The sequence below is a fragment of the Chachezhania antarctica genome, assembly GCF_003646465.1.
In the GTDB taxonomy this organism is placed as follows: domain Bacteria; phylum Pseudomonadota; class Alphaproteobacteria; order Rhodobacterales; family Rhodobacteraceae; genus Chachezhania; species Chachezhania antarctica.
The window spans coordinates 172,997-197,930 of record NZ_QZEX01000007.1 but is presented as its reverse complement, the minus strand read 5'-3'; the positions used below and the strand labels follow the sequence as shown (position 1 = coordinate 197,930).

The 24,934-nt window shown below is 64.7% G+C and carries 13 protein-coding genes, 2 tRNA genes and 2 pseudogenes; 11 read left to right on the top strand and 6 right to left on the bottom strand.

Annotated elements, in window-relative coordinates:
• Window positions 1-157 precede the first annotated feature (157 nt).
• A complete protein-coding gene (locus tag D4754_RS15325) occupies window positions 158-1,435 on the bottom strand; it encodes an N-acetylmuramoyl-L-alanine amidase (RefSeq protein WP_240453900.1) in 1,278 nt (425 codons plus the stop codon).
• Here D4754_RS15325 and D4754_RS15320 point away from each other — a divergent pair.
• From D4754_RS15320 to D4754_RS15310, 3 genes are all read left to right on the top strand, one after another.
• Complete coding sequence (locus D4754_RS15320; protein ID WP_240453899.1) at window positions 1,434-2,834, top strand: M48 family metalloprotease; 1,401 nt, start codon at window positions 1,434-1,436, stop codon at window positions 2,832-2,834. The genes D4754_RS15325 and D4754_RS15320 overlap by 2 nt on opposite strands.
• Window positions 2,831-3,586, top strand: coding sequence for a DsbA family protein (locus D4754_RS15315; protein WP_121065109.1), 756 nt, complete (start codon window positions 2,831-2,833; stop codon window positions 3,584-3,586). Before D4754_RS15320 ends, D4754_RS15315 begins: the two co-directional genes overlap by 4 nt.
• Before the next feature lie 89 nt (window positions 3,587-3,675).
• Entirely contained in the window at window positions 3,676-5,373 is a 1,698-nt protein-coding gene (locus tag D4754_RS15310; RefSeq protein WP_121065107.1) for an adenylate/guanylate cyclase domain-containing protein, read from the top strand.
• A 1-nt stretch (window position 5,374) separates the two neighbouring features.
• Here the strand turns inward: D4754_RS15310 and ispG are convergent, their stop codons facing one another.
• The 3 genes from ispG to hemA form a co-directional block, all read right to left on the bottom strand.
• Window positions 5,375-6,496 carry a flavodoxin-dependent (E)-4-hydroxy-3-methylbut-2-enyl-diphosphate synthase gene (ispG, locus tag D4754_RS15305; protein ID WP_121065105.1) on the bottom strand — a complete coding sequence of 374 codons (1,122 nt, stop codon included), beginning with the start codon at window positions 6,494-6,496 and terminating at the stop codon, window positions 5,375-5,377.
• Window positions 6,497-6,588: 92 nt separating this feature from the next.
• Window positions 6,589-7,845 carry a helix-turn-helix domain-containing protein gene (locus D4754_RS15300; protein ID WP_121065103.1) on the bottom strand — a complete coding sequence of 419 codons (1,257 nt, stop codon included), beginning with the start codon at window positions 7,843-7,845 and terminating at the stop codon, window positions 6,589-6,591.
• A 204-nt stretch (window positions 7,846-8,049) separates the two neighbouring features.
• On the bottom strand, window positions 8,050-9,273 hold the full coding sequence (gene hemA / locus D4754_RS15295) for a 5-aminolevulinate synthase (RefSeq protein WP_121065101.1): 1,224 nt from the start codon (window positions 9,271-9,273) through the stop codon (window positions 8,050-8,052).
• 389 nt (window positions 9,274-9,662) lie between these two features.
• Here hemA and D4754_RS15290 point away from each other — a divergent pair, with 389 nt between their 5' ends.
• Window positions 9,663-11,042 (top strand): M20/M25/M40 family metallo-hydrolase, encoded by a 1,380-nt coding sequence (locus D4754_RS15290; protein WP_121065099.1) that lies wholly within the window; start codon window positions 9,663-9,665, stop codon window positions 11,040-11,042.
• A 272-nt stretch (window positions 11,043-11,314) separates the two neighbouring features.
• Here the strand turns inward: D4754_RS15290 and D4754_RS15285 are convergent.
• Window positions 11,315-11,391, bottom strand: a tRNA-Asp gene (locus D4754_RS15285).
• A 185-nt stretch (window positions 11,392-11,576) separates the two neighbouring features.
• Window positions 11,577-12,848: a Vi polysaccharide biosynthesis UDP-N-acetylglucosamine C-6 dehydrogenase TviB gene (gene tviB, locus D4754_RS15280; protein ID WP_205589646.1), complete on the bottom strand. Its 1,272-nt coding sequence runs from the start codon at window positions 12,846-12,848 to the stop codon at window positions 11,577-11,579.
• Between the two features lie 200 nt (window positions 12,849-13,048).
• On the opposite strand from tviB, the gene D4754_RS15275 reads away from it, so the two are divergent.
• The 7 genes and pseudogenes from D4754_RS15275 to D4754_RS15250 all read left to right on the top strand — a co-directional run bounded on the left by D4754_RS15275 (window position 13,049) and on the right by D4754_RS15250 (window position 24,819).
• A tRNA-Ser gene (locus D4754_RS15275) sits at window positions 13,049-13,138 on the top strand.
• Window positions 13,139-13,505: 367 nt separating this feature from the next.
• Window positions 13,506-13,592: pseudogene (locus D4754_RS24710) on the top strand (protein NO VEIN domain-containing protein); the annotation flags it as partial.
• A gap of 49 nt (window positions 13,593-13,641) precedes the next feature.
• A pseudogene (locus D4754_RS24405) lies at window positions 13,642-13,982 on the top strand (integrase core domain-containing protein); the annotation flags it as partial.
• A gap of 440 nt (window positions 13,983-14,422) precedes the next feature.
• Complete coding sequence (locus D4754_RS24400; RefSeq protein ID WP_240453898.1) at window positions 14,423-18,616, top strand: PD-(D/E)XK nuclease family protein; 4,194 nt, start codon at window positions 14,423-14,425, stop codon at window positions 18,614-18,616.
• Window positions 18,616-19,785: a DUF6361 family protein gene (locus D4754_RS15260; RefSeq protein ID WP_121065096.1), complete on the top strand. Its 1,170-nt coding sequence runs from the start codon at window positions 18,616-18,618 to the stop codon at window positions 19,783-19,785. Before D4754_RS24400 ends, D4754_RS15260 begins: the two co-directional genes overlap by 1 nt.
• Complete coding sequence (locus D4754_RS15255; protein WP_121065094.1) at window positions 19,775-21,622, top strand: phospholipase D family protein; 1,848 nt, start codon at window positions 19,775-19,777, stop codon at window positions 21,620-21,622. The genes D4754_RS15260 and D4754_RS15255 overlap by 11 nt, the downstream gene beginning before the upstream one ends.
• The gene (locus tag D4754_RS15250) at window positions 21,619-24,819 is read left to right on the top strand and encodes a helicase-related protein (RefSeq protein WP_121065092.1); all 3,201 of its coding nucleotides are present in this window, start codon (window positions 21,619-21,621) and stop codon (window positions 24,817-24,819) included. The genes D4754_RS15255 and D4754_RS15250 overlap by 4 nt, the downstream gene beginning before the upstream one ends.
• The last annotated feature ends 115 nt before the right edge of the window (window positions 24,820-24,934 follow it).

Here is a 24,934-nt window from a genome sequence, read left to right as displayed (position 1 = left end):
AACCGATCCTTGGGGCTTGGGGCCAGATTTCCGGACCATATGCAACAGATTGCCGGGCCCGCGCCATCATATTCCTGTGTAACGCACATGACGGCAGGCTAAGGGCATCCCCCCTGATATTCGGTAAACGGCCCGTGCGGGACCGGCGGGCGGCCGGTCACTTGCGGACCTGCGCCTTGCGCTCCCGGTCCTCGCGCCGCCAGATATCCAGCCCGTTGCGGATGCCGCGGGCCATGCCGATGCGCCAGTCGGGGTTGATAAGGTTGGTAAAATCCCGCGGGCTCGACATGAAACCGATCTCGATCAGGACCGACGGGAAATCGGCCGCCTTCAGCACCGAAAACGACGCCGCGCGGAGGGGGCGCCGGTTCATCGGCCCGCCCGACTGGCCCATGGCGCGCACCAGCGCACTGGCCAGGGCTTCGGTCCGGGGCTGGGTCTCCTGCCGGGCAAGGTCCAGAAGGATGCCCGTGACTTCGTCATCGGCACCGGAGAGGTCCGCGCCCGACAGGATGTCGGACCGGTCGTGCCGTTCGGCCAGTTTCTCGCTCGCGATGTCCGATGCCTCGTCCGACAGCACATGTACCGTCGCGCCGTGCGCCAGGCCGTCGGCCAGCGCATCGGCATGCAGCGACAGGAACACGTCCGCCCCCGCCGCCCGCGCCAGCGAAATCCGCGCCTCCAGCGAAACGAACCGGTCGTCATGGCGGGTCAGCGAAACCTCGTACCCGCCTGCGCGCCGAAGTTCCGCCTGCAATTCGCGGGCGAAGGACAGCATCACGTCCTTCTCCTGCACGTTGCCACGTTGCGCGCCGGGATCCAGCCCGCCATGGCCCGGGTCCAGCACCACGACAAGCGGCGCGTCCGGATCCCGCGGAGCCGGGGCCGCGGCGGCGACGGGCGGCAGGTCCCAGCCGGCATCGACTGGGGGGCCGGTGTTTCGCGAAAACGTATCTGCGTCAACGGGTTGCAGCATGACGTTCAGCACCGCCCGGTCCGATACGTCCATCCCGGCGGTGACCACCTCCATCGGGTCTTCAAGTTCGGCCACCAGCCGCGACCAGCCGGGCACGTAGCTGCCCGCGGCCACGGCCGTGATCCGGCCCGCGTCCAGCAGCGTGTCCAGATCGACGCCGTCCCAGTCGACCTCGCGGAAGTCGATGATCACGCGCGGCGGGCCGTCGAGCGTGAAGATCCGGTACGGCACCGGCTGGCTGAGCGACAGTTCGATCAGCGCCCGCCCCCGCGAGGCGTCACCGATCCGGCTGGAGTCCTGTTCCACGGTGGCCAGCGCGGGCGGGACGGACTGTGCACACGCGGCGTCCGGGATCCCGGACAGCAAGACGCAGGCCACCCCTGCAAGCGCCATCACAATGCGGCGAAGGCCGAGTGATCCGGTTGAGTTTCCGATGCCCATCTCCCAATGTGCGGCCATGTTGAACATCCGCCCCTTTCGGCTGCCGACCATCCCGCCTCTGCACGGCAAGGTCAACGTTTTGTCGGCGCTGGCGACACGCGGCGTGGCCGTGGCGCTGGTGATCGTGGCCCTGATGGCCGCAACCCCGGCCCGCGCGCTGACGATCCTGCGCGACGCGGGCATCGAATACGGTCTGACCCAGCTTTCGGCGCCGATCCTGCGCGCGGCGGGGCTGAACCCGAACCGGGTCAAGGTTCTCGTCATCGACGATTCCAGCTTCAACGCCTTCGTGGTCGACCGGTCGACCATCTTCGTGCATTCCGGGCTGATCGAAAAAGCAGGCGATGGCAGCGTCCTGCAGGCCGTCATCGCGCACGAGGCCGCGCATATCACCAATGGCCACATCACCCGGCGCGGCGTGAACATGCGCAGCGCGCAGACGGTGGCCGGGCTGGGGATCGCGCTGGGGATCATCGCCGGCGTGGCCGGCGCGGGCGAAGCCGCGGGCGGGCTGGCCATCGGCGTCCAGAATTCCGCCCTGCGGTCGTTCCTGAGCCATACTCGGGCCGAGGAATCGGCTGCAGACAGCTCCGCCGCCAACTACCTGCAAAGCGCGGGCCTTGGCGCACAGGGGCTGGTCGCGCTCCACGAAACCTTCCGCGGCCAGGAAGTGCTGAGCGCGGGACGACAGGATCCCTATACCCGTTCGCACCCGCTGACGCGCGACCGGATGCGCGCGGCGCAGGCCTATGTCGCGGCCAACGGTGCCGGCGCCGGGCCATCTGACGCGGACCGCTACTGGTTCGCGCGTGTCGATGGCGTGCTGACGGCCTTCAGCCGATCTCCCGACTGGACGCTCCGCCGCGCGGCCGAGGAACCCTGGCCCGATATCCGCGCGATGCGCGAGGCGATCGCCTATCACCGCAACCGGGATCTTTCGAACTCGGTCGCCGCCATCGACCGGGCCATCGCGCTGCGGCCGGACGATCCTTTCTACCGCGATCTGAAAGGCCAGTTCCTGATCGAAAGCCGCCAATGGCAACCGGCCCTTGCCGCCTATGGCGAGGCGGTGAACCTGGCACCCGACGACGCATTGATCCTTGGCAATTACGGCCGCGCATTGCTGGCCGTCGATCGCTACAAGGACGCCCAGCAGGCGATGGAAAAATCGCTGCAACGCGATGCCCGCAACGCGCGGGTGCTGCGCGCTCTCAGCCTCGCCTATGCCGAAACCGGCCAGACCGGCATGGCCGCCCTTGTCACCGCCGAACGTTTTGCCCTTGCAGGCCGGCTGGAAGATGCGGAATTGCATGCCAGCCGGGCCATTGCCCTTCTTCCCCGCGGTTCGGCCGGCGCGCGCCGGGCCGAAGATATCGTCGATGCCGCCAAACAGGACAAGAAAAGGAAATCCAGATGAAGCGTCTTGCACGCACCGGCCTGACGGCCCTGGCCACGACCGGTCTTCTCGCCACCGCCGCCCCGGCCTTCGACCTGGAGAGCATGAGCGCCGAAGACCGCAGCGCCTTCCAGGGCGAGGTCCGGTCCTACCTGCTGGAAAACCCGGAGGTGATCGTCGAGGCGCTGAACCTGCTGGAAGCCCGGCAGGAGATGGCCAAGGCCGAAGCCGACATGTCGCTGGTGGCTGACAACGCCGATGACATCTTCGACGATGGCTATTCATGGGTCGGCGGCAACCCGGACGGCGACATCACGCTGGTCGAGTTCATGGACTATCGCTGCGGCTATTGCCGCAAGGCCGTGCCGGAAGTCGCCGAACTGCTGGCCCAAGACGGCAACATCCGCTTCGTGGTGAAGGAATTCCCGATCCTTGGCGAGGCGTCGCTGATCTCGTCCCGCTTTGCCATCGCCACCAAGCAGGTCGCGGGGGACGAGGCCTATGGCCAGGTCCACGACGCGCTGATGGAGTTCACCGGCAACCCCGACGAGGTCACGCTGTCCCGTCTGGCCAAAGGCCTTGGGCTGGATGCGCAGGCGATCCTCGATCACATGGACAGCGAAGACGTGACGAAAGAGATTCAGGAAACCCGCGAACTGGCCCGCCGCCTGCAGATCACCGGAACCCCTACATTCGTGCTGCAGGACGAGATGATCCGCGGCTATGTTCCCGCGGCCCACATGCAGACGCTGGTCGACGACAAGCGCGGTTGACCGCACCGTGACTGGCCGGTCATGGCCGCAGTACCTATATGATGGCCATGACCGGGGAGACGTGACCGGCGGGAAAGGGCAGCAAGACAATGCGAAGCCGGTTGGCAGTGATCCTTGTGGCGGACGTCGTGGGCTACACGCGGCTCATGGCCGAAGACGAAGCCCGCGCGATTGCCGCCGTCATGTCGCTGCGCGACAGCCGGCTTGAGCCCCGCGTGATCGAATGCGGCGGCGAAGTGCTGAAACGGCTGGGCGACGGCTGGATCCTGGCCTTCGGGTCGGTCACCGCCGCTATGAAATGCGCGCGCGACGTGCAGGAAGCGCTGGCCGAAGACCCCCAGCTTGCCATCCGCATCGGTGGCCACCTGGGCGAGATCGTCGAGGACGATTCCGATTTCTACGGCACCGGCGTCAACCTGGCCCAAAGGCTGCAAAGCGAGGCGCCTCCGGGCGGGATCATGGTCAGCCAGGATCTTGTGCGGCAGTTGTCCGGCGATCTGGCCGAAGGGTTCGAGGATGCAGGTTCGTTCGAGCTCAAGAACATCCCCTTCCCCGTGCAGGCCTACCAGTGGCGTCCGGCCCCGGCCAATGCCGTGCAGGCGCCCGATATGGTGCCCAAGATCGCCGTGGAGCGGATCGAATCCGCGCCGGAAACGCCCGACACCCAGGCCGCGGCGCAGGATCTCTACGATCAGATCGTGCTTCTGACATCGCGCCGGACCGGAATACAGGTCGTCGATAACAACGCCGATGCGGAATACGTCATCCGCGGCCGTCTGCGCCTGTCCGGCACGCGCGGCCGGCTGACGGTGTCGCTGCTGGTGGGCCGCGAAGGCCGCACCGCGTTTTCCCGGAATTACGAAGGCGACACAACCGATCCGTTCGCCTTCTGCGACGATATCGCGGGGCTCGCGGTGTCCGACCTGCGGATGCAGACCAGCCGTCTGGACGCCGACAGGGCGAAGCTGATGCCGCTGGAACAGATGAGCGTTTCGGAACTTCGCGCCCGCGCGGTGGGCCATATCTATGAAGCCACTGTCGAAGGCTTCATGGACGCGCGCAACGTGATCGAGCGCGCGCTTGAGTTGAGCCCGCGGGATCCGATCTCGCTGGCGATGCGCGTGGGCATCTTCCACTGGCTGAGTGCGGCCGGCTATGTCGACGTGACCCCAGACGACTGGGACAGCTACGCCGAAGACGTGGCCGTGGCGATGGAGGCCGAGCCGCGAAGCGATTTCGTGCTGCACACCATGGCGATCGTGAAGATCATCCACGACCGCGATGCCTCAGCCGGCCGGCGCTTTTCGGAAATGGCGCTGGAGATCAGCCCGAACTACATGCTGGGCCAGATGAGCCTGTCGTGGGCCTACCTGCTGGGCGGCGATTTCGACAACGGTATCAAGATCCTGAAACGGGTCACGAAACAGGTGGAGGATGATCCGTTCGTGACCAAGCTTCTGTTCCAGCTTGCCGCCGCGCAGTACTGCAATGGCGAACATGCCGACGCGCTGGACACGATGGAGCGGATCGTGGCCATCAAGCCCCGCAATCCGCCCTATCACCGTCTCCGCGCGCTCTGCTTCGAAGCCCTGGGCGACGAAGCCGGCGCCGCCCGCGCGCTGGAGATGGCGCGCACGGTGCGGGCGGATCAGCTGGAACATTGCGTGCTCCCGCCCCTGCCCGGTCAGTTCGAAGATCTGCACGGCAAGATCTGCCCCGAAAGGCAGAACGGCACCCATGTGCCGCGCGGTACGGTCGTGGACCTCTCCCCGCGCGAAGCGTCCTAGGCTACTCCGCGGCCTGCGGTGCGGCGTCGAGTTCGGCGGCCTTCTTCTCGACTTCCTCGACGATGTGTTCGATCATCTGGTCGTTCGACATCTTGTGGCTGGCCTTGCCCGCCAGGTAGACCATGCCGCTGCCGGCCCCGCCGCCGGTGAAGCCGACATCGGTCATCAGCGCCTCGCCCGGGCCGTTCACCACGCAGCCGATAATCGACAGGGACATCGGCGTCTTGATGTGTTCCAGCCTCTTTTCAAGGGCTTCCACGGTCTTGATAACGTCGAACCCCTGCCGCGCGCAGGACGGGCACGAGATGATGTTCACCCCGCGATGGCGCAGGCCAAGGCTTTTCAGGATCTCGTAGCCGACCTTCACCTCTTCCACCGGATCGGCGGAGAGGCTAACGCGGATCGTGTCGCCGATGCCCATCCACAACAGGTTCCCCAGCCCGATGGCCGACTTGATCGTGCCTGACGTCAGGCCGCCTGCCTCGGTAATGCCCAGATGGATCGGGGCGTCCGTGGCCTCCGCAATACCCTGGTAGGCGGCGGCGGCCATGAACACGTCAGAGGCCTTCACGCTGATCTTGTAGTCGCGGAAGTTGTGGTCTTCGAGGATACGGATGTGATCCAGCCCGCTTTCGACCATCGCGTCGGGGCAAGGTTCCCCATATTTATCAAGGAGATGCTTCTCAAGGCTGCCAGCATTCACGCCGATACGGATCGAACAGCCATGATCGCGGGCGGCATCCAGAACCTCGCGCACGCGCGCGGGGCTGCCGATATTGCCCGGGTTGATCCGCAGGCAGGCGGCGCCCGCCTCGGCCGCTTCGATCCCGCGGCGGTAATGGAAATGGATGTCGGCCACGATCGGGACCGGGCTTTCCGGCACGATCAGCTTCAGCGCCTTGGCCGATGCCTCGTCCGGGACGGACACGCGGACAATGTCCGCCCCCGCCTCGGCCGCGGCCTGGATCTGCGCCACGGTCGCCGCAACGTCCGTTGTGGGCGTGTTGGTCATCGTCTGGACGGAAATCGGCGCGTCGCCCCCGACAGGGACGTTACCGACCATGATCTGCCGGGATTTGCGACGGTCGATGTTGCGCCAGGGCCGGATGGGATTATGCGACATGCGCGAGACTCCTTCAGCGGCGGAAGTACTGCCTTGGCGTCTAGATAGAGTGCGAAGCGGCGCGCCGCAATGCAGCGCAGGTCACGACCGGGTCAGTCTTCGGCGGTCCTGAGCTGCTGCGCCGCTGCGTAACGGCTGAGATCCGCGTCCAGATCCGGATCGGCAGGGGTGTAACGGTCCTGAATGTCGGCGACGGTCAGCTTGACGTCGCGCACCACGGTGCCGTCGCCCACCGGGCCATAAAGCGTGCCCCCGACTTCGAAATAGGCGCCGTCGCTGGCGCCTGACAGAAGCGTGGGCGTGCCTTCGAAAGCCGGCAGGTCGAAATGATCGCCCGGGGCCATCAGCGCCGAGAAGATCACGGACCCGTCGGGTGCCGTGACCCGCATCCATGCTTCGCGCACAGCGACGATACGCACTTCTTCGGGCTTGGCTTCAACCACTTGCGGCTGTGGCGCGGCTGGATCTGCCTCGGCAGGGCCAGCGGCCGGGCCGGTCGTGATCGAGGCCAGCCGTGCCGGATCGAACAGCGATTCCGCGGCGGTTTGCGGCGATTGCCACGGACCGCCGGGCGCCCCGAAAGCGCCCACGGAACCGGGATCGAGAGACGCAATCGGCGCGTCGCGCGACACCAGCACCGGCACTTCCAGCGCCTGGGGCCGATAGAGCCGACCCAGTTTTTCATCGGTCGTGGCCTGTGCCGTCTCGACGCTGCCGTCATCGGACGCGGTCGTGGCCGTGTCCAGCGGATCGAGCCCGGTCAGCGCGTCGGCGGCATCTTCCAGCGGGTCGAGTTGCACCTGCTGCACCTGCCGCAGGAACGTCCAGCCGCCGAAGACCAGCCCGCCGATCAACGCGACAAGGACAAGGCTGGAGCCCACGGCGCGGTAGTCGATCTGGTCCCAGACGCTGGTCTGGATGCCCGCAAAGGGCGAATTCTTGTCAGCGAACGGGTCTTTCTTGGAAATCTGCTTCGGTCCGGCCTCGGCCCGGTTCCGGGAGGCCGTCGACGCGAGATCGGACATGCCATGGGAGGCGCTGAACCCGCTTTCCTTGCAGAATTGTGCGAATGTCTCGTCCGGGTCGAGTTCCAGATACCGGGCATAGGACCGGACATAGCCGGCTATGAATCCCGGGGTATCGAATGCCGACGGATCGGCATTCTCGACCGCGGCGATATACGTCGCCTTGATCCGAAGTTCGCGTTGGACGTCCAGAAGGGATTTGCCCCGGGTTGCGCGTTCACCGCGCATCACGTCGCCGATCCGGAAGTCGTAATCGTCGAACCCTTTCGGGCCGTCGATAACGTCTTCTTCTTTTGCCCCGCGTACAGGATTACGCCTGATCATCCAATCGGCCCTGCGCTCTGCCCCAAAACCACCCGTCCACGTTGATGGCCTGCTTGTTGCACAGATCCACCGCACGTTGTCCGCAGTTACCGGGAATCGCCTGAATGATTCCCAAACCCCTGCTTTCACGACATTCTTAGCATAGGGTTTTGCATTTGCACACCAGCCTATCTGCGGGTTCGCCGATTGCCGCCGGTCGGCAAATTATCCAGCAAGTTCCGCGCGGTTGAGCGCACAATGCGACCACAGGCTGTCCATCGCGTGGACCAGCGCGTCGATTTCCTTGGGCCCGTGAACCGGCGACGGCGTAAACCGCAGACGTTCCGTGCCCCGCGGAACCGTGGGAAAGTTGATGGGCTGAACGTAGATGCTGAAATCTTCCAGCAGCATGTCCGAGATCATCTTGGTATGCACGGGGTCGCCCACGATGACGGGAACGATGTGGCTGCCATGGTCGATGATCGGCAGGCCCAGGCCCTTCAGACGGGTCTTCAGGATCTTGGCCTGGGTCTGGTGGGTTTCACGGATTTCCGGCGCGCGTTTGAGATGTGCGACAGATGCAGCAGCCCCCGCGGCCACAGCGGGCGGCAGGGAGGTGGTGAAGATGAAGCCCGGCGCATAGGACCGGATCGCGTCGCACATCTTTTCCGACGCCGCGATATAGCCGCCCATGACGCCATAGGCCTTGGCAAGCGTCGCATTGATGATGTCGATCCGGTGCATCAGGCGGTCACGCTCGGCCACGCCGCCACCGCGGGGGCCGTACATGCCCACGGCGTGCACTTCGTCGATATAGGTCAGCGCGTTGAATTCGTCGGCCAGGTCGCAGATCGCCTCGATCGGGCCGAAATCGCCGTCCATGGAATAGAGCGATTCAAACGCGATCAGCTTGGGCGCCGCCGGATCATCGGTTTCCAGCAGTTCACGCAGGTGGTCCAGATCGTTGTGGCGGAAGATGCGCTTGGCCCCGCCGTTACGGCGCACGCCTTCGATCATCGAGGCATGGTTCAGCGCGTCGGAATAGATGATTAGCCCCGGAAAGAGCTTGGGCAGCGTCGACAGCGTGGCATCGTTGGCAATGTAGGCCGAGGTGAACAGCAGCGCCGCTTCCTTGCCATGCAGATCCGCAAGCTCGGCCTCAAGCCGCTTGTGATAGACGGTGGTGCCGGAAATGTTGCGCGTCCCGCCCGACCCGGCGCCGGTGGCGTCGATCGCTTCGTGCATCGCGTCCAGCACAACAGGGTTCTGGCCCATGCCCAGGTAATCGTTGCCGCACCACACCGTGATCGGCTGCTGGGTGCCATCGGGGCGCGTCCAGACCGCGTGCGGGTAGTGGCCCCGCTGGCGTTCAATGTCGATGAAGGTACGGTAACGACCTTCGGAGTGCAGTTGCTGAAGCGCGCTATCGAGCTCGGCTGTGTAGTCCACCGGTCGTCTCCATTCGTGGCTGCGCCTTGTCCTGGCGCGGCTGTCCTCATCGTATCGCAGCGAGCTTGCCTTACTCAAGTTTATGAATAGTGAGTGTCGGCCGCCCGTTAACCCTATGAGATCTATGTCGCGGATACGCCGTTGCATCCTTGATTTCGGTCAAGTCGGACCGGTCCCGCGTCACGACACCTGTCGCGCCGGGGCAGAAAAATCAAGATTGGAACGAATATAAACGACAATAATGCGACAATGGGACCGCGACGTCATATCGATCCGGCCGGTGCCGGCGGCCGGTCCCCTGCTGGACACGGCAGGCGCGCCTGATAGGCTCCGCGCCGATGCCGCAGGCTGATGCGGCCTCCCTTCCCGCGATTTCAGGAGCTGACTTCATGACACTCGACCCCGTTCTGGCGCAGATCGACGCCGATCTTCCCGACGCCCTGGACCGTCTGATGGATCTTCTGCGGATCCCGTCTATCTCGACCGATCCGGCGTTCAAGGCCGATTGCGACCGCGCAGCGGACTGGCTGGTCGAAGACCTGAAATCCATAGGCGTCGATGCCGCCAAGCGCCCGACCCCGGGCCACCCGATGGTGGTGGGTCATATCGACGGCCCGGGCCCGCATGTCCTGTTCTACGGCCATTACGACGTGCAGCCGGTCGATCCGCTGACCCTGTGGGACCGCGATCCGTTCGACCCGCAGATCGAGGACACCCCCGCCGGCAAGGTCATCCGCGGCCGCGGATCGTCCGACGACAAGGGCCAGCTTATGACCTTCGTCGAGGCCTGCCGCGCCTGGAAGACGGTGCACGGCGCCCTGCCCTGCAAGATCACCTTCTTCTTCGAAGGCGAGGAGGAATCGGGCTCTCCGTCGCTGGTGCCGTTCATGAAGGAAAACGCGGACGAGCTTAAAAGCGACATGGCGCTGATCTGCGACACGGCCCTGTTCGACAGCCGCGTCCCCGCCATCACGACCATGCTGCGCGGGATGCTGGGCGAAGAGCTGACGATCAAGGCCGCCAGCAAGGACCTGCATTCGGGCTTCTTCGGCGGTGTCGCCGCCAACCCGATCCGGGTCTTGTCGAACGTCATCGCCTCGCTCCACGACGACACCGGCCGCATCACGGTGCCGGGGTTCTACGATGGCGTGCCGGAGCTTTCGAATTCACTGCGCGCGCAATGGGACGGGCTTGGCTTCGACGCCGAACGCTTCCTGAGCGGCGTGGACCTGTCAGTGCCCACCGGTGAAGAGGGCCGCAGCCCGCTGGAAATGATCTGGTCACGCCCCACCTGCGAGGTGAACGGCATCTGGGGCGGCTACACCGGCGACGGCTTCAAGACGGTGATCCCGGCCGAGGCGCACGCCAAGATCAGCTTCCGCCTAGTCGGCGACCAGGATCCGCACGTGATCCGCGAAAGCTTCCGCAAGATGGTGGAAGAACAGCTGCCCGAGGATTGCGACGTCGAATGGCACGCGCACGGCGCCTCGAAAGCCGGGCAGTTCGATACCGAATACCCGTTCTACGAGGCCGCCCGCGGCGCACTGTCGGACGAATGGCCGGACACGGCGGCCTATATCGGCTGCGGCGGCTCGATCCCCATCGCGGGCCATTTCCAGAACCTGCTGGGCACGCCGCCGGTGCTGATCGGCTTCGGCAAGGACGACGATCAGATCCACTCGCCGAACGAGAAGTACGATCTTGAAAGCTATCACAAGGGCACCCGCAGCTGGGCCCGCGTGCTGGCGGCGCTGCAGGAGATCGGCTGAATCGACAGGCGACTGCGGGCGCAAGGGGGCTCTGCCCCCGCCCGCTCCTGCAGAGCGGACTCCCCCGGAGTACTTGAGAAGAGAAGAAAGGACGGGCGCGCTCGTCCGACTGTGCACCCTGAAAAAGACCGCGCCCGCCAAACGGGACCAGCGCCAAGGAAACTTCTTTGGTCTTCAGATACCTCGGGGGAGTCGCGCCGCAAGGCGCGGCGGGGGCAGAGCCCCCTACGCCTCACGTCAATCGTCTGATTTTCCTGAGAAATTCGCAGCAGTGGCGCGGTTGACGGGGCTCGAACCCGCGACCCCCGGCGTGACAGGCCGGTACTCTAACCATCTGAGCTACAACCGCCCGCTGCGTGCTTCGGTGGAAACCTGCGTCTCCGTTCGAAGCGTTGCGGTGTATTATTGGGTGCCCCCTGCCCCGTCAAGCGGGTTTTGCCGCATTCTTTCCCTTTGGCCAAATTTCCTGTCAGGCGCCCCGACGTCATGCACCCTGGCCATTGCCCGAGACCGGCGGGCGCGACCGAAACGGCCTCAGAGCCGCAGGTCCGAATCCCCCGCCGGCAGCATGGATTTGAGATCGTAGAGCACATGCGGATCGCGGCCGAAGCGCCGCAGCGCGGCTTCGTCCATCGCGCGGAATTCCGCGTGGGCCACGGCAAGAACGATGCCGTCATAGGCGCCGTGTTCCGGGGCCTCCGCCATCTCCAGCCCGTACACCGCCCGCGCTTCGTTCGGGGCGGCCAGCGGGTCGTGCACGTCGACCGTGACGCCATAGTCCTCAAGCTCGCGGATCATGTCGATGACCTTGGTGTTGCGCAGATCGGGGCAGTTTTCCTTGAAGGTCAGTCCCAGCACCAGTACCCGCGCGCCGTTGACCTGGATCTTGCGCTTCAGCATCGCCTTGATCATCTGCCCGGCGACATAGGCGCCCATCGTGTCGTTGATCCGCCGCCCCGCAAGGATCACCTGCGGATCGTAACCAAGCGCCATCGCCTTGTGGGTCAGGTAATACGGATCCACCCCGATGCAGTGCCCACCCACCAGGCCGGGCCGGAACGGCAGGAAGTTCCACTTGGTCCCGGCGGCCTTCAGCACCGCTTCGGTATCGATTCCCATGCGGTTGAAGATGATCGCCAGTTCGTTGATCAGCGCGATGTTCAGATCCCGCTGCGTGTTCTCGATCACCTTCGATGCCTCGGCCACGCGGATGCTTTCGGCCATGTAGGTCCCCGCGCCGATGATCTGCGCATAGAGCGCATCGACCCGCCGCGCGATCTCGGGAGTCGACCCGGACGTGACCTTGCGAATATCGCCGATCCTGTGGGTCTTGTCGCCGGGATTGATCCGCTCGGGGCTGTAGCCGCAGAAGAAATCCCGGTTGAAGGCCAGGCCCGACACCGCTTCCAGCACCGGCACGCAGACCTCTTCCGTGGCGCCGGGATAGACCGTGCTTTCGTAGATCACGAGGTCGCCGGGTTTCAGCGCCCGACCCACGGTTTCGGATGCCCGGCGGAGCGGATCCAGATCCGGGCGTTTGTCGGCGTGAATCGGTGTGGGCACCGTAACGATGAAGATATTGGCCGCCTCCAGGTCGGCCGGATCCGACGTCACGCGCAAACCGTCCGCTTCGGCCAGCTCCCCGGGCTCGACTTCGCGGGTGGAATCGAGGCCCTGCCGAAGCTCGGCAATGCGATCGGCCTTGATGTCGAAGCCCAGCACGTCGCGGACATTGCCGAACGCCACCGCCAGCGGAAGCCCGACATAGCCCAGCCCGATCACCGCAATCAGATCGCGTTCCGACATCATTCAGCCCCCTGCTGCCCGCGGCCGCCGCTCCGGCCCGCCGCGGCGGACCATAGGGCGCCGAGGGCCGAAAGCGAAGACCTGGCGCACAGGTTGGGCGCTGCGAGGGACCCGCGACGTGCCGGCAATGAAACTCAGATGAATTTCCATGGAAATCCGCCTTGCATCGGATCGCGCCTTCCGGCAAACACTTCGCCCACGGAGAGGTGGCCGAGTGGTCGAAGGCGCACGCCTGGAAAGTGTGTAGGCGGGAGACCGTCTCCAGGGTTCGAATCCCTGTCTCTCCGCCATTATCACCCTTTCGAACCTATCAGACGGCCCGCCAAAGGCGGAATTTCTTCTGTTTTCAAAGGGGTTTGCCGGTTGGGTGCGAACCGCTGAGACGCGCGTGCGCTGCGATTTCCGTCTCTGGTCGGACGACCCGCGCCCATTCCAGTTCGGTCAGAAATTTCCTCACCTTTACAATGACCTGACGCGCAACGCCGCCAAAACTGCGTGCCCTGTTTCCTTCGCTGTCGAACGAAACAGAGACCGAACATGCAGGCGGCGTAGGCCGGCGGACGAAAGCAGGCCAGAGCGTAGTGGAGCGTTTCAGTCGGCGGCCGGCTTGGCGAAGCCATTGATGACAAACGCACATCGCGCCTCTAGCCTGGGGGCATGACGAGTGGCCCTTGGACCGATGACGAAAACGGCCTGATCGTCGCGGATTACTTCGCGATGCTGGCCGATGATATCGCTGGGAAGCGTGACCCTCGATATTAGGTGTTTGATCCCACGGTTTGATGGTGTGATGATCTGCGAAGCCAACGGGATCGAGCACCGGCTGATCAAACCGAACCATCCCTGGACCAACGGCCACCCTCTCGGCAGATTTGGCTATGCCAAATCGCCTGCCGGGCAGCGGTCGAGCGGTTGAACCGCACGATCAAAGACGCGACCGTCAAGCGCTACCACTACGAAAGACACGATCAGCTGCGAACGCAGCTCAGCGACTTCATGGCCGCCTACAACTTCGCTCGCCGCTCAAGACCCTCGGCGGCCTCACCCCCACGAATACATCTGAAAATCTGGAAATCAGAGCCGGATAGATACGTCCTCAATCCGTTCCACCAAATGCGGGGACTGAACAGCTAGGGGCTGAGCAACAAATTTCGCCAGTTGCCGTGTTGCATGAAAAGCACATGGTGAGGAACCTGTCAGCCAGCTTGGTTCTTGAAACCAATAAAGACTGGAGGTTCGGTTGACCATAAAACGATCCAAACGTTTTAGTCTCTGGATGTGAACTTGCCCCTTGAGTGCTGTTGAAGTTTTCCGGCGCGGCTTTAGAGCGCTCCTTCGACAGGCCGCGCCGGTTGAAACAGTCGACCACGGCGGCGAGCCGTATCAACCTGCGCGCCATGGAGTTGAAGATGATGGGGCGTCTCCGCGGATTCTCTGAGTGGATCTTGTGCTCAGACGAGAGTTCATAGCGGCGCAGAAACGTTCCGGCCCTGCCCTTGTGGGCATGACAGTTTTCGTCACCCACTACACGCCTGCTGTGACAATACCTTGTTAACGATTCGAAAGGCCAGCCGATGCGCATTGATCCCCTGCTGACACGCTCTCCGGTCACCGGCGCGGTGCGTCATGTCACGGATGATCTTCTGTCAGAGGTCTATCTGGCGCCGCGCAACGCCGGTCTGACACTGGCGGATCATCTTGGCCCGGGCGCCCCCTGGTCCGACGGTTTCGCCGCCGCGCCAGAGGAAACGGCGCAAGCGGTGGAGGCCGGGCTGATCTCGGTCGCGCGCGCCACGTCGGGGCTTGATCCGGCGGATCTTGCGCCCGAGCGCCTGCCCCTGGGCCGCGCCCGGACACATCTGACAGCGCTTCGCGATCCTTGGGACCGACTTGGCGCCCTGCCCGGACCGCTGGACACATGGCGCCATGTTCTGCGCAGCCCGGCCGCGGTCGCGCTGGAACCGCTGCCGCTGATCGGTGCCGACTGCCCCTTCGCAGACGTGGCCGAAACGGCGTTGGCAAAGACTCTGCGGGCGCATCACGGTGACGTGGATACCGATCCCCATGGCCCGCTGGCCGCAAACGAAAAGGCATTTCTGCACCTGCAGGATCACTTGGGGCGCCAGTTCGGGACGAAGACGCCGGATGGCTCTGTCACCTGCTACGGGCTGCGCGATCCACACGAGGAGGCCGAATTCGCCGCGGCCCGCGCCCGCGCGATGCTGGATGACGGCACCGCCGATCATCCCGGCGAGATCGGCCTGCTGGTGCGTGACACCACCGCCTATGCGCTGGCACTGCCCGAGGCGTTCGACCGGGTCGGACTGCCGCTATCAGGACTGCCCGTGAAGCCGGCGCACCGGGATGGCGCAGGGGAACTGCTTTCGCTTCTGCTTGTCCTTTTGGGCGGCCCTGCCCCGCGGACCGCTTTCGCGTCGCTCCTTGTCTCGCCCTCGATGCCGTGGCCACTGGAAACAGGACTACAGATGGCGCGCGACGTCATCGACCGCGGATGGTCGCGCACTGCTTCTGACCGGGAGGGACCCGCGCGCGAGGTGCTGGATAATTTGCGCCCGTGCAGCACGCCGGAACAACTGTTTGCCAGATTGGGCGTCGTGGCGCGCGCTGTCCCCGAAGCCGGGCTGCACCCCCGCATTGCCGCGCTGAAAGCCGTCACCGCAGACAGCATCGACTGGCCGCTTCTGCGCCGCCTCGCCGCCCCGCGTCCTATCGCGTCAGAGGGCCACGATCGCTTCGTCGAAGGCGTGTCGCTGTTCACGGAAACCGCATTGCCGTGGCGACCGGCGCGCCAGTTGATCGTGCTCGGCATGGCCGGGCGGCATTGGCCGCGCCTGCCGGGATCGGACCCGTTCTTTACCGAAGCCGAGATCGCCGCCATCCGCGACACCGGCCTGCTGCTGCACGGACGGCGTCAGAAACTTGCCCGCGGGCTGGAGCTGTTCCGCCGCCAGCTGGGTGCTGCCACCGAAGGCCTCACGCTGCTGGTGCCCGCCCTCGATCTGCGAGGGGATCGCCTGATGCCCTCGACCGGGCTGGCCCTGATCGCGCATATGCTCGGCGCGAAGGAGCCCGCAGATCTGGTCCGGGACCTTCGTTCGACCTCGCCCGAAGACTGGCCGGTCGCCGCCCATCGCCCTGCGCCCGTCCCCTCGGGTGGCGCGCCGGACCTGCCCCGGGACGGGCAGATCCACATCCAGCGCGGACTTGGAACGCCGGACCGGCCGGGCGTCGACCTGCTGCGCCTGCGCGAAACGCCCGAGTGTCAGCCGCTGCCGCATTCTCCGTCACGTCTGGAGACACTTCTGGTCAGCCCGCTGGGCTGGTTGCTGGACGAGCTGGGCGCGACAGATCTGAGCTGGGCGCCCGAGACGCTGGACGTCATGACCCTGGGCACATTGATGCACAAGGTTCTCGAAAACGTGTTTCTTGAAGGCGCCCCCATACCGGACGACGCCTCCCTGGACGCCACGGTCCCCGCTGTGCTGGACTCAGTGATCCAGCTCTATGCCCCCTGGCTGACGGATGCGGCCTGGACCAAAAAACGTCGCAGCCTGTTGCAAGAGGCACGCGAGATCTGCACCTCCTGGGTCGGGTTCCTGCGGGAGACGGGGGCCGAGATCCTGCACAACGAGTTCGACCTTGCGGGCGATCATGGCGACCTGCCTCTGCACGGCAACCCGGTGCAGTTCGCCTTGCTGTGGCAGCTTGCGCGTGGCGCCAGGCGGGCGTTGATCGTCGGCGTCACCAAGCAGTCCATCATCGGCTTTCAGGGCGCCGACCCGCGCCTGTCCGAAGCTCTCCAGGTGGCACATCCTGAAGCCGTCAAGCCGCTGGATCGCAACTGGCGGTCCGAGGCGCGGATCATGGAGATGGTCAACACGCTCGGGCCCTCGCTGTTCGACAGCTACGATCCGCTGGCGCCGCAGCGCGGGGCGACGGGGGAGACCACTCTCGAAATCATGCACTTGCCGGGTGGCAGGAAGGATACATCGGCGGAATGTATCGCCAACCGCGTTGCCGACATTCTCGATGCCGGGACGTTGGTCCATGACACGGCGAGCGGGGAAATGCGCCCCGCGCGCCCCGGCGATATTGCCGTGCTGACCTACACCCATGACAAGGCCAGCGCCGCCGCTGCCGCGTTGGGAGACCATGGCTTGCCGGTGCGCATCCAGCAGGACGGCTGGCTGACCTCTCCTGCGATGCGGGCCGCCCGCGCCGCACTGGCAATTGCCTCCGATCCCGATGATCTCAACGCCTCGCTCACCTGGCTGACGCTCGGGCCCCCGCGCATGGGGCTGGAGGACGCCCTGCGCAACACCATCGACGGAGTGCTGTCCACACATGTCGCCCTGGCCCCCCTGCGCGCCCTGAACGACGGGCTTGAAAGCCGCCCCGTGGCGGAAACCCTTGCAGCCGTCCTGAACGCCGGTGGTCTTCGGGATTGGGCCGGGGGGCTGGCGCAACCCGCGCAGGCGCTGGCCGATCTTGCCCGATTTGAGGCCGAGGCGCAGGAATTCGATGCCATGGCGCTGGATCTGCGGGCCGCCGCCGGATTTCACGGTGCAGGCCCGCAGGTCTTTCTGGGCTGGATCCTGCATCAATTCGCGAAGGAGTGGGATCGCCATCCCGATCCGGATGGCTGGTCGTCCTCGGGGATCGAGATCTGCATCTGGCACGCGGCCAAGGGGCGCGAATGGCCGATCACCGTGGTCGCCGGGCTTGAAAAGACCATAAACGAACATCCAGGCACCCTGCGTGCCGACTTCGACGGGTTCGACGACATAGACAATGCTCTGGAACACGCCGGGCTGGGGTTCCTGCCCGATTTCGCCGCCCCGGAATCGCAGGAGCCCTTCACCGAAGCGCGCCGCCCCGAAGATGAACGCGACGCCGCCCGCAAGCTGTACGTCGCGCTGACCCGTGCGCGGGATCGGCTGATCATGGTCCTCCCCCGGGAACGGTCCAGACCAAGGGACAACGCCGAACGCATGGTCGATCTGCTGCGTGACCGGGCAGGCTTTGAAACCGATGGCGATACGCTGACCGTCGATGGCCACCGGTTCGACGCCCGCGTGGCGGAAGGCCTCTCCGACGCGCCGTCGGGACCCGCCGCAGGAACGGGCGAAACACATCCCCGCTTCGGACGAGCGCAGGCCTTATCCGATGCGCCCCGCTCGCCGTGGCGGCGCAGGCCGTCGTCTCAGGCCGAACCTGTGCCGTCGGGCGCCGCGCCGCCGGAAACCGTCAAGCTGGCCGAGGCAGTGGCCGAGACCCGCACAGGCAGCGCGGCCGAGCGGGGCTCCGCATGGCACCTTGCCTTCCGGGTCCTGGGCGAACGGCCGGATCTGTCAGATCGCATTCGCGCCGCCACCGGCCTTCCGGAAAGTGCCATCACGCAGATCGCCATGCAGGCTCAGGTTTTGACCCGCTGGCTGGCCGACCGGGGCTATGACCGGCTGCACTTCGAATTGCCGCTTCAGAAGATCGACGCCGACGGGTCACAGACCAACGCCATCCTCGACTGTCTGGCCGAAGGTCCCGACGGTCTGCTGATCGTCGACCACAAATCCGGGCCCTGCCCCGACCCCGATGCGCGCTTTGCGACCTACCAACCGCAGCTTGACACCTATGCGGCCATGGTCCGGGCGGAATGGCCCGACAAACCGGTCGATGGCGTCGCAATCCACTGGATGAGCGAAGGCACACTGTCCATCGCGCATTCGACAACCAGGGAACTTGCCTGATGTCATTTCTCGCATGGATCGATTTCGACCAGGCTGACCGGGATCGGACCCGCCGGATCATGGATCTGTTCGGGCAGGAAGACAGCCGTGACGAACTAGGCCTTGGTTCGGTGCGGGATTCGCTGGCGGACCTGATGTTCCCCGGCACCTCGACCATCCAGACGCGGCTGCGTTACATGTTCTTCGTGCCCTGGATCTACCGCATGGCCGGATCGCAGAAAGGAACGGCGGCCGCCCGCCGCGATCATGCCCGCGCGCTCGAGATCCGTCTTATCGAGGCATTGGTTCGCGGCGGCGAGACGCAGAACGTCATCGGCAGCGCCGCACGGGAGAACCTGAAACGAATGCCCAGCGATGTGTATTGGGCCGGACTTCTGACCCTGGGTATCCGCAGGTTCCAGGGCAGTCGCACTGCGTGCCTTGAAGCGACCCCGGCCGAGATGGGCGCGCTGTGGGCTCCAGGCTTGCCACCCGCGCCCGAAGACTTCCTGGCCTCGTCCAGAAGTGCGGCGGGTTTTGCGCTGTCCGCCGATGAGGCCGGTTTTCTGCGTGACCGGCTGGCGCAAGCCGCGCCCGCCAGCCTTTATGCGCTGTTGTCCCGCCAGACCTCTGCCCCGGAGTGCGACATGATCTGGCAACACCCGGCGCGCGCCAGCTGGCCGGACGAGATCCGGACCATCGTGGATCATGCCGAACGGTTTTCGCATCTGATGCACGGCGCTTCTCTGCTCTACAACCTGATGCTGTCGCGCAAGGCTGCGGACATGCAGGGAATGGAGGGCTCGGCCTGGCATGACCGAAGCGCGTTCTATGCCGAAAGCATCGAGAGCTGGGCCGAGGAGACACCTGTCGGACTGTTTGCCGACTGGGACCTTTCAGATCTGTGGTTCCTGTCAAAGGCCACGACCCACGACGTCAAACCGCACAGCCGCCGGTTCATAGAAAACTGGCGCGATATCGTCCTGCAGGTGGATGGGCGGGTCCTCGACAATGCCCAGGCCCATGCGCTCGTCCGCGATCGAGAGGTCAGGCTGAAAGGACCGAAATCGCGGTTCCGAAATGACGGCGCCCTGATGCGGTGGAGCGGCGCTTCGGGCACGGCGCCTCTCAACTATCGCTGGACACCCGTCGTCTCGAACCACCTGAAGGACCTTGTTCATGCAGGATAACACGGCGCTGGACCCCGAAAATCGCGCCTTGTACGCGGAAATCCTGCGCGCCCCCGCGGGCTATGATCTGGATGCCGCGGTGGCGACGACCTACACGCTGGATTTCGAAACCGCGCTTGTGGTGCCCGCCACGCTGGCCTTCCATGCGGCCGAAAACCGGCAGGAGACCCTGGACACGCCGCTTGCCCTTCTTGAAGGGCTGGAGCGCCTGTCCGCCCGCATCGCGATCTTCTGCGAAGCCGGACGGATCAAGGCGGTGCCCAAAGGCGCCAATCGGCTGACCGCCCTTCTGGAAGATACCGTGACCGAGGTGACAGCCCCGCGCGGCGGCGCGTTTCATCCCAAGCTCTGGCTTCTGCGCTTCACGCCGATGGGCGGTCGTGGCCGTCCACATCTGCGGCTGGCGCTTCTGTCGCGCAACCTGACGACGGATGCGTCGTGGGATCTGTCTCTGTCGCTGGACGGCGAGGCGTCTTCGACCGCCAAGGCGCAGAACGCCCCGCTGGTCGCGCTTGTCCGCGCCCTGCCCGGCCTTTCCTCCGGTCGACCCGCGCCGGATCATGTGACCGCCATGGTCACATCCCTTGCGGATGACCTTGAGCGTGCCGAGTGGGACCATCCCGAGCACATCCGCAAGATCAGCTTCGCGGTGAACGGTCTGACGGATGATGTCTGGCGGCCCCGGATCGGTGGAACCGTTGGTATCATTTCGCCCTTCGTGACCGATGGCGCGCTGATCGCCCTGTGCGGCGGTGTCGACCCGTCCCGGGCCTGCCTTCTGAGCCGGGGAGAGGAGCTGGCCTGTCTCAAGCCCGAGACGCTGGCGCAGTTCGGCAAGGTGCACGTGCTGGATGAAATGGCCGAGACCGAGGACGGCGAAGAAACCGAAGACACCAAAGACACCGGCATGGCATCCGTTCCGGCCCGTGGCCTTCACGCCAAGGCCTTCATGACCGAGCGTTATTCCAGCACCGAGATCACCATGGGCTCGGGCAACGCGACCACCCCTGCCTTGCTCGGTGGCCAGAACGTGGAGGTCTTCGCGACCCTGTCCGGCTACACGCGCGATCTGGGGTCGGTGGAAGACCAGATGTCACCGGACCGGCTGGGCCGCTTCCTTCGCGAATTCGTTCCCTTCGATCCCCCCGCGTCCGAACCGGAGATCGCGGCGGAGAAGCGTCTGGATGAGCTCCGACGCACATTGGCGGCCGGTGATCCGGTCCTGCGTTGCGAGGAAGAGGACGAGGGGCGCATCAGGCTGCATCTATCGGCCCGGACGGCGGTGCGCATTCCCGAAGGCATGTCGGTGCGTCTTTGGCCCATCGTCACGGGTATCGAAAACGGGATCGTCGTGGACGCCATCGATGGAAGCGAACGCCTGCTGGCACGGTTGGCACTGAAGGACGTGACACGCTGGATCGGTATCCGGCTGACGGATGAAGACAGCCACATGGAACAGGATTTTACGCTTGGAACAGAGCTGGTCGATCTGCCCGAAGCCCGCACGGCCGAGATCCTGCGCGCCTTGATCGAAAACCGCGACGCCTTCCTGCGCTATGTTCGCCTTTTGCTGGGCGATGTCTCCGAGGCCGCCAAGACCCTGTTCGCCGCAGGCCAGGGCGGGACCCTTGCGGGCGTATTCGGCACCGGCCACGATTCCCCGATACTCGAAGACATGGTCCGGGCTCTGGCCGGAGACGGCCGCCAGTTGCGCGACATCGAAAGGCTTGTCACCCGGCTCAGCGATCCCGAAACCGGGCGAAGCGAAGTCATTCCAGATGAATTTCTGGACCTGTGGCAGACCTTTAAGTCCGTCATGCCGGAGGAGACACGATGACGGACCGTTTTTCGGCGGAAGAGGCACTCCGTCCGCTCAAGGCCTTCCAGCGCAAGACGGTTGATTATGTCTCGCGGCGCCTCCTGTCCGACCCCGACGCAGTCCGGCATTTCCTTGTCGCGGACGAAGTCGGCTTGGGCAAGACGATGGTCGCACGCGGCGTGATCGCCCGAACAATCGAGGCGCTGCAGGACACCGTCCCGCGTATCGACATCGTCTACATCTGTTCCAACGGCGCCATCGCGAAACAGAACGTGGCCAGGCTCAATGTGCTGGGCGGCGAACGCTCGCGGGTATTGCCCACACGTCTCACCATGCTCGCCGTAGAATTGGGACGTACCGGCGGGATCAAGGAGGAGGGCGTGAACTTCTTCAGCCTGACGCCCGGCACGTCGCTGGATCTCAAGCAGGGAGGCGGCATGAAGCAGGAGCGCGCCCTGATCCTGCGGCTCCTGTGGGACCTGCTGGAGGACCGCAAAGCCGTGGCGAAGATGCTGCAAGGCTACGCGGGTGCGAAAGGGTGGCGCGAAACCAGAGCCGAGATCGACAGAAAACCGCTCGAGCCGCAGATCGTTGCCCGCTTTCAGCGCGCCATATCTGGCCGCGCCGACCTGTTGCGGGAACTTGACGAATGTGCGCAGTGCTACAAGGGCTTGAAGGGAAACGATACCGATCTCAACCGCAGACGCGAAACCATCGTCGGCCACCTTCGGACGATCCTGGCCCGCGAAAGCGCGGAGGCGCTGGAGCCGGACCTGATCGTTCTGGATGAATTCCAGAGGTTCACCGAACTTCTGCACGGTGAAGGCGAAGCCGCCGAACTTGCACGGAAACTGTTCGACGCGGTGGATCCAGACGGCAACCAGTCCAAGGTGCTGCTGCTTTCTGCCACGCCCTATCGCATGTTGTCCCTGCGCGATGACGATGCCGATGCCGGCGATCACTACCGCGAGTTCCTGGACGTCCTGAGCTTTCTGTTCGGTGAGAACGGGCCCCAGATCCGCGCGAGACTGGAAACGGAAATGCGCCGCTACCGGCTGGCCATGCAGGGCCTGCCCGGCAGTTTCGACGAGGCATGCGCGATCAAGACCGGGGTCGAGAAAACATTGCGCAGCGTCATCGCGCGCACGGAACGCGTCGCCGAAACCACGGAACGGGATGCAATGATGCGGGACGTTGATGTGCCGGTCACCATCGAGCCGGAAGATCTGCTGGAAGCGCGGGCAATAGCACGGGTCGCGGATGCAGCGGACGCCCCCGGAACGGTCGAATACTGGAAGTCGGCCCCCTACCTGCTGAGCTTTCTGCGCGACTACAAGCTGGGCCAGCGTCTCGACCATCTCAAGGACAAGCCCGGCGAGGCTCTGCTGAGCGCCATCAGGAACGCCGGCTCGGCGCAGATCGACACCGACGCGATCGAAGCCTACCGGCCCATCCCGGACACTAACGGCCGCATGCGCGCGCTGAAGGAGATCGCCTTCCGGGATGACATGGCCCGACGGCTCTGGATGCCGCCCAGCATGCCCTATTTCGGGCCACGTGTAACGGCGAGCAAGGTCCTGATCTTCTCGCAGTGGGCGATGGTCCCCGACGCCATTGCCGCCCTCCTGTCCTATGATTGCGAACGCGCGGTCGGTATGGGCAATCGGCAGAAGCATCCCTTCTCGCAGGCTTTCGAGAAAAGCTCGCAGCCCCTGCGGTTCTATCGCGTCAAATCGAACAATCGCCTGACGGGGCTACGCGCCCTGCCCCTCGTGATACCGTCACCCACGCTGGCGGCGGCGGTCGATCCGCTGGATGTCTTCCGAACGGTCGGCTCCATTGCGGACGCGGGGGAAATGCGCACCGAGGCGTCCGCCCGCCTGCGCGATCTGGCAAGGGATCTGGGCAAACGCCTGCAACCTGTCCAGCGCGGCGGCATGCTGAGCGGCCTGCGAAACCGTCTGACGGGGACGACTGATGATGACGCCGAACGTGCAATGACCTGGGATTGGGCCTGCGCGGCCGCGCTGGACATCGGGCATGGATCGTTCGACGCCTGGCTTGCAAAGGGCGAGATCCTGGCCGACATCGTCCGCACGGATGGTCAGGACGGCTGGCATGACCACCTCGGTGCGCTCAGCGAAGCCGCCAGAAACGATGTGCTGCACGGACAACCCGATGCAGAAAGCCTGCTGAGCCACGTCACGGAGCTTGCCCTGGGCAGCCCCGCCACCTGTGCCCTGCGCGCCCTGAGCCGCGTCGCTCCCGGGCTGGCGCTGGACGATCCGGAGATGCTGAGTGCGGCTACACGGATCGGAATGGCCTTCCGCGGCCTGTTCAACCAACCTGAAAGCCAGGCGCTGCTGCGTGGGGACACCGATGATGTCTATTGGCAATCCGTGCTAACGCATTGTGTCGATCACGATCTTCAATCCGTTCTCGATGAATATCTTCATGTTCTGCTCGAATCCGAAGGTTTGATGGACGAGGCGCCCAGCATTGCGGTCGCGGCCCTTGCAGAAAAGATCGACGAGGCACTTTCGCTCAAGCCCGCGCAAATCGACATCAAGCGATACCGAACCAAAGGCGACCGACTTCAGATCACCTCGGAAATCAAGATGCGAGGCCGGTTTGCAACCCGCCTGCTACAGAAAGGACAGGAAGACGGCGCACAAAGGACCGATACGGTCCGGATGGCCTTCAATTCCCCTTTCAAGCCATTTGTGCTTGCGTCAACGTCCGTCGGGCAGGAGGGGCTCGATTTCCATCCCTACTGCCACAGGCTGGTTCACTGGAATCTACCGTCGAACCCTGTCGATCTTGAACAACGCGAGGGCCGGGTTCACCGGTACAAGAACCATGCCGTAAGGCTGAACCTGGCATCACGGTTTGTCCACGCGCTTGGCGCGCCCGACGCGACAGCCGATCCGTGGCGCAGCATGTTCGATATGGCCCTATTGCATGCAGAACGCCCCGGGGACATGGAACCGTTCTGGCTTCTGGACGGCGAAACCAACATCGAACGCTACGCGCTGTCGCTGCCATACAGTCGCGAATCCGCCCTTCTCGGCTGGCTCAAACGCTCGGTGGCCGTGTACCGTCTGGCGTTTGGTCAACCCCGACAGGACGACCTGATGGCGTTTCTCGAAAACATCGACACGTCGAAAGAAAACATCGATCTGACGGCACTTCAGATCAGTCTCAGGCCTGTCTGATCCGGGCGAAAGGGCGTCCATCGGTTTTCCCGAGAAGGCCGAACCGAACCGATTGCGCGGGAAAATTGTCTTCGAAACAATCTTCGGAAATGGTCGCCATTCGACAAGACGTCAA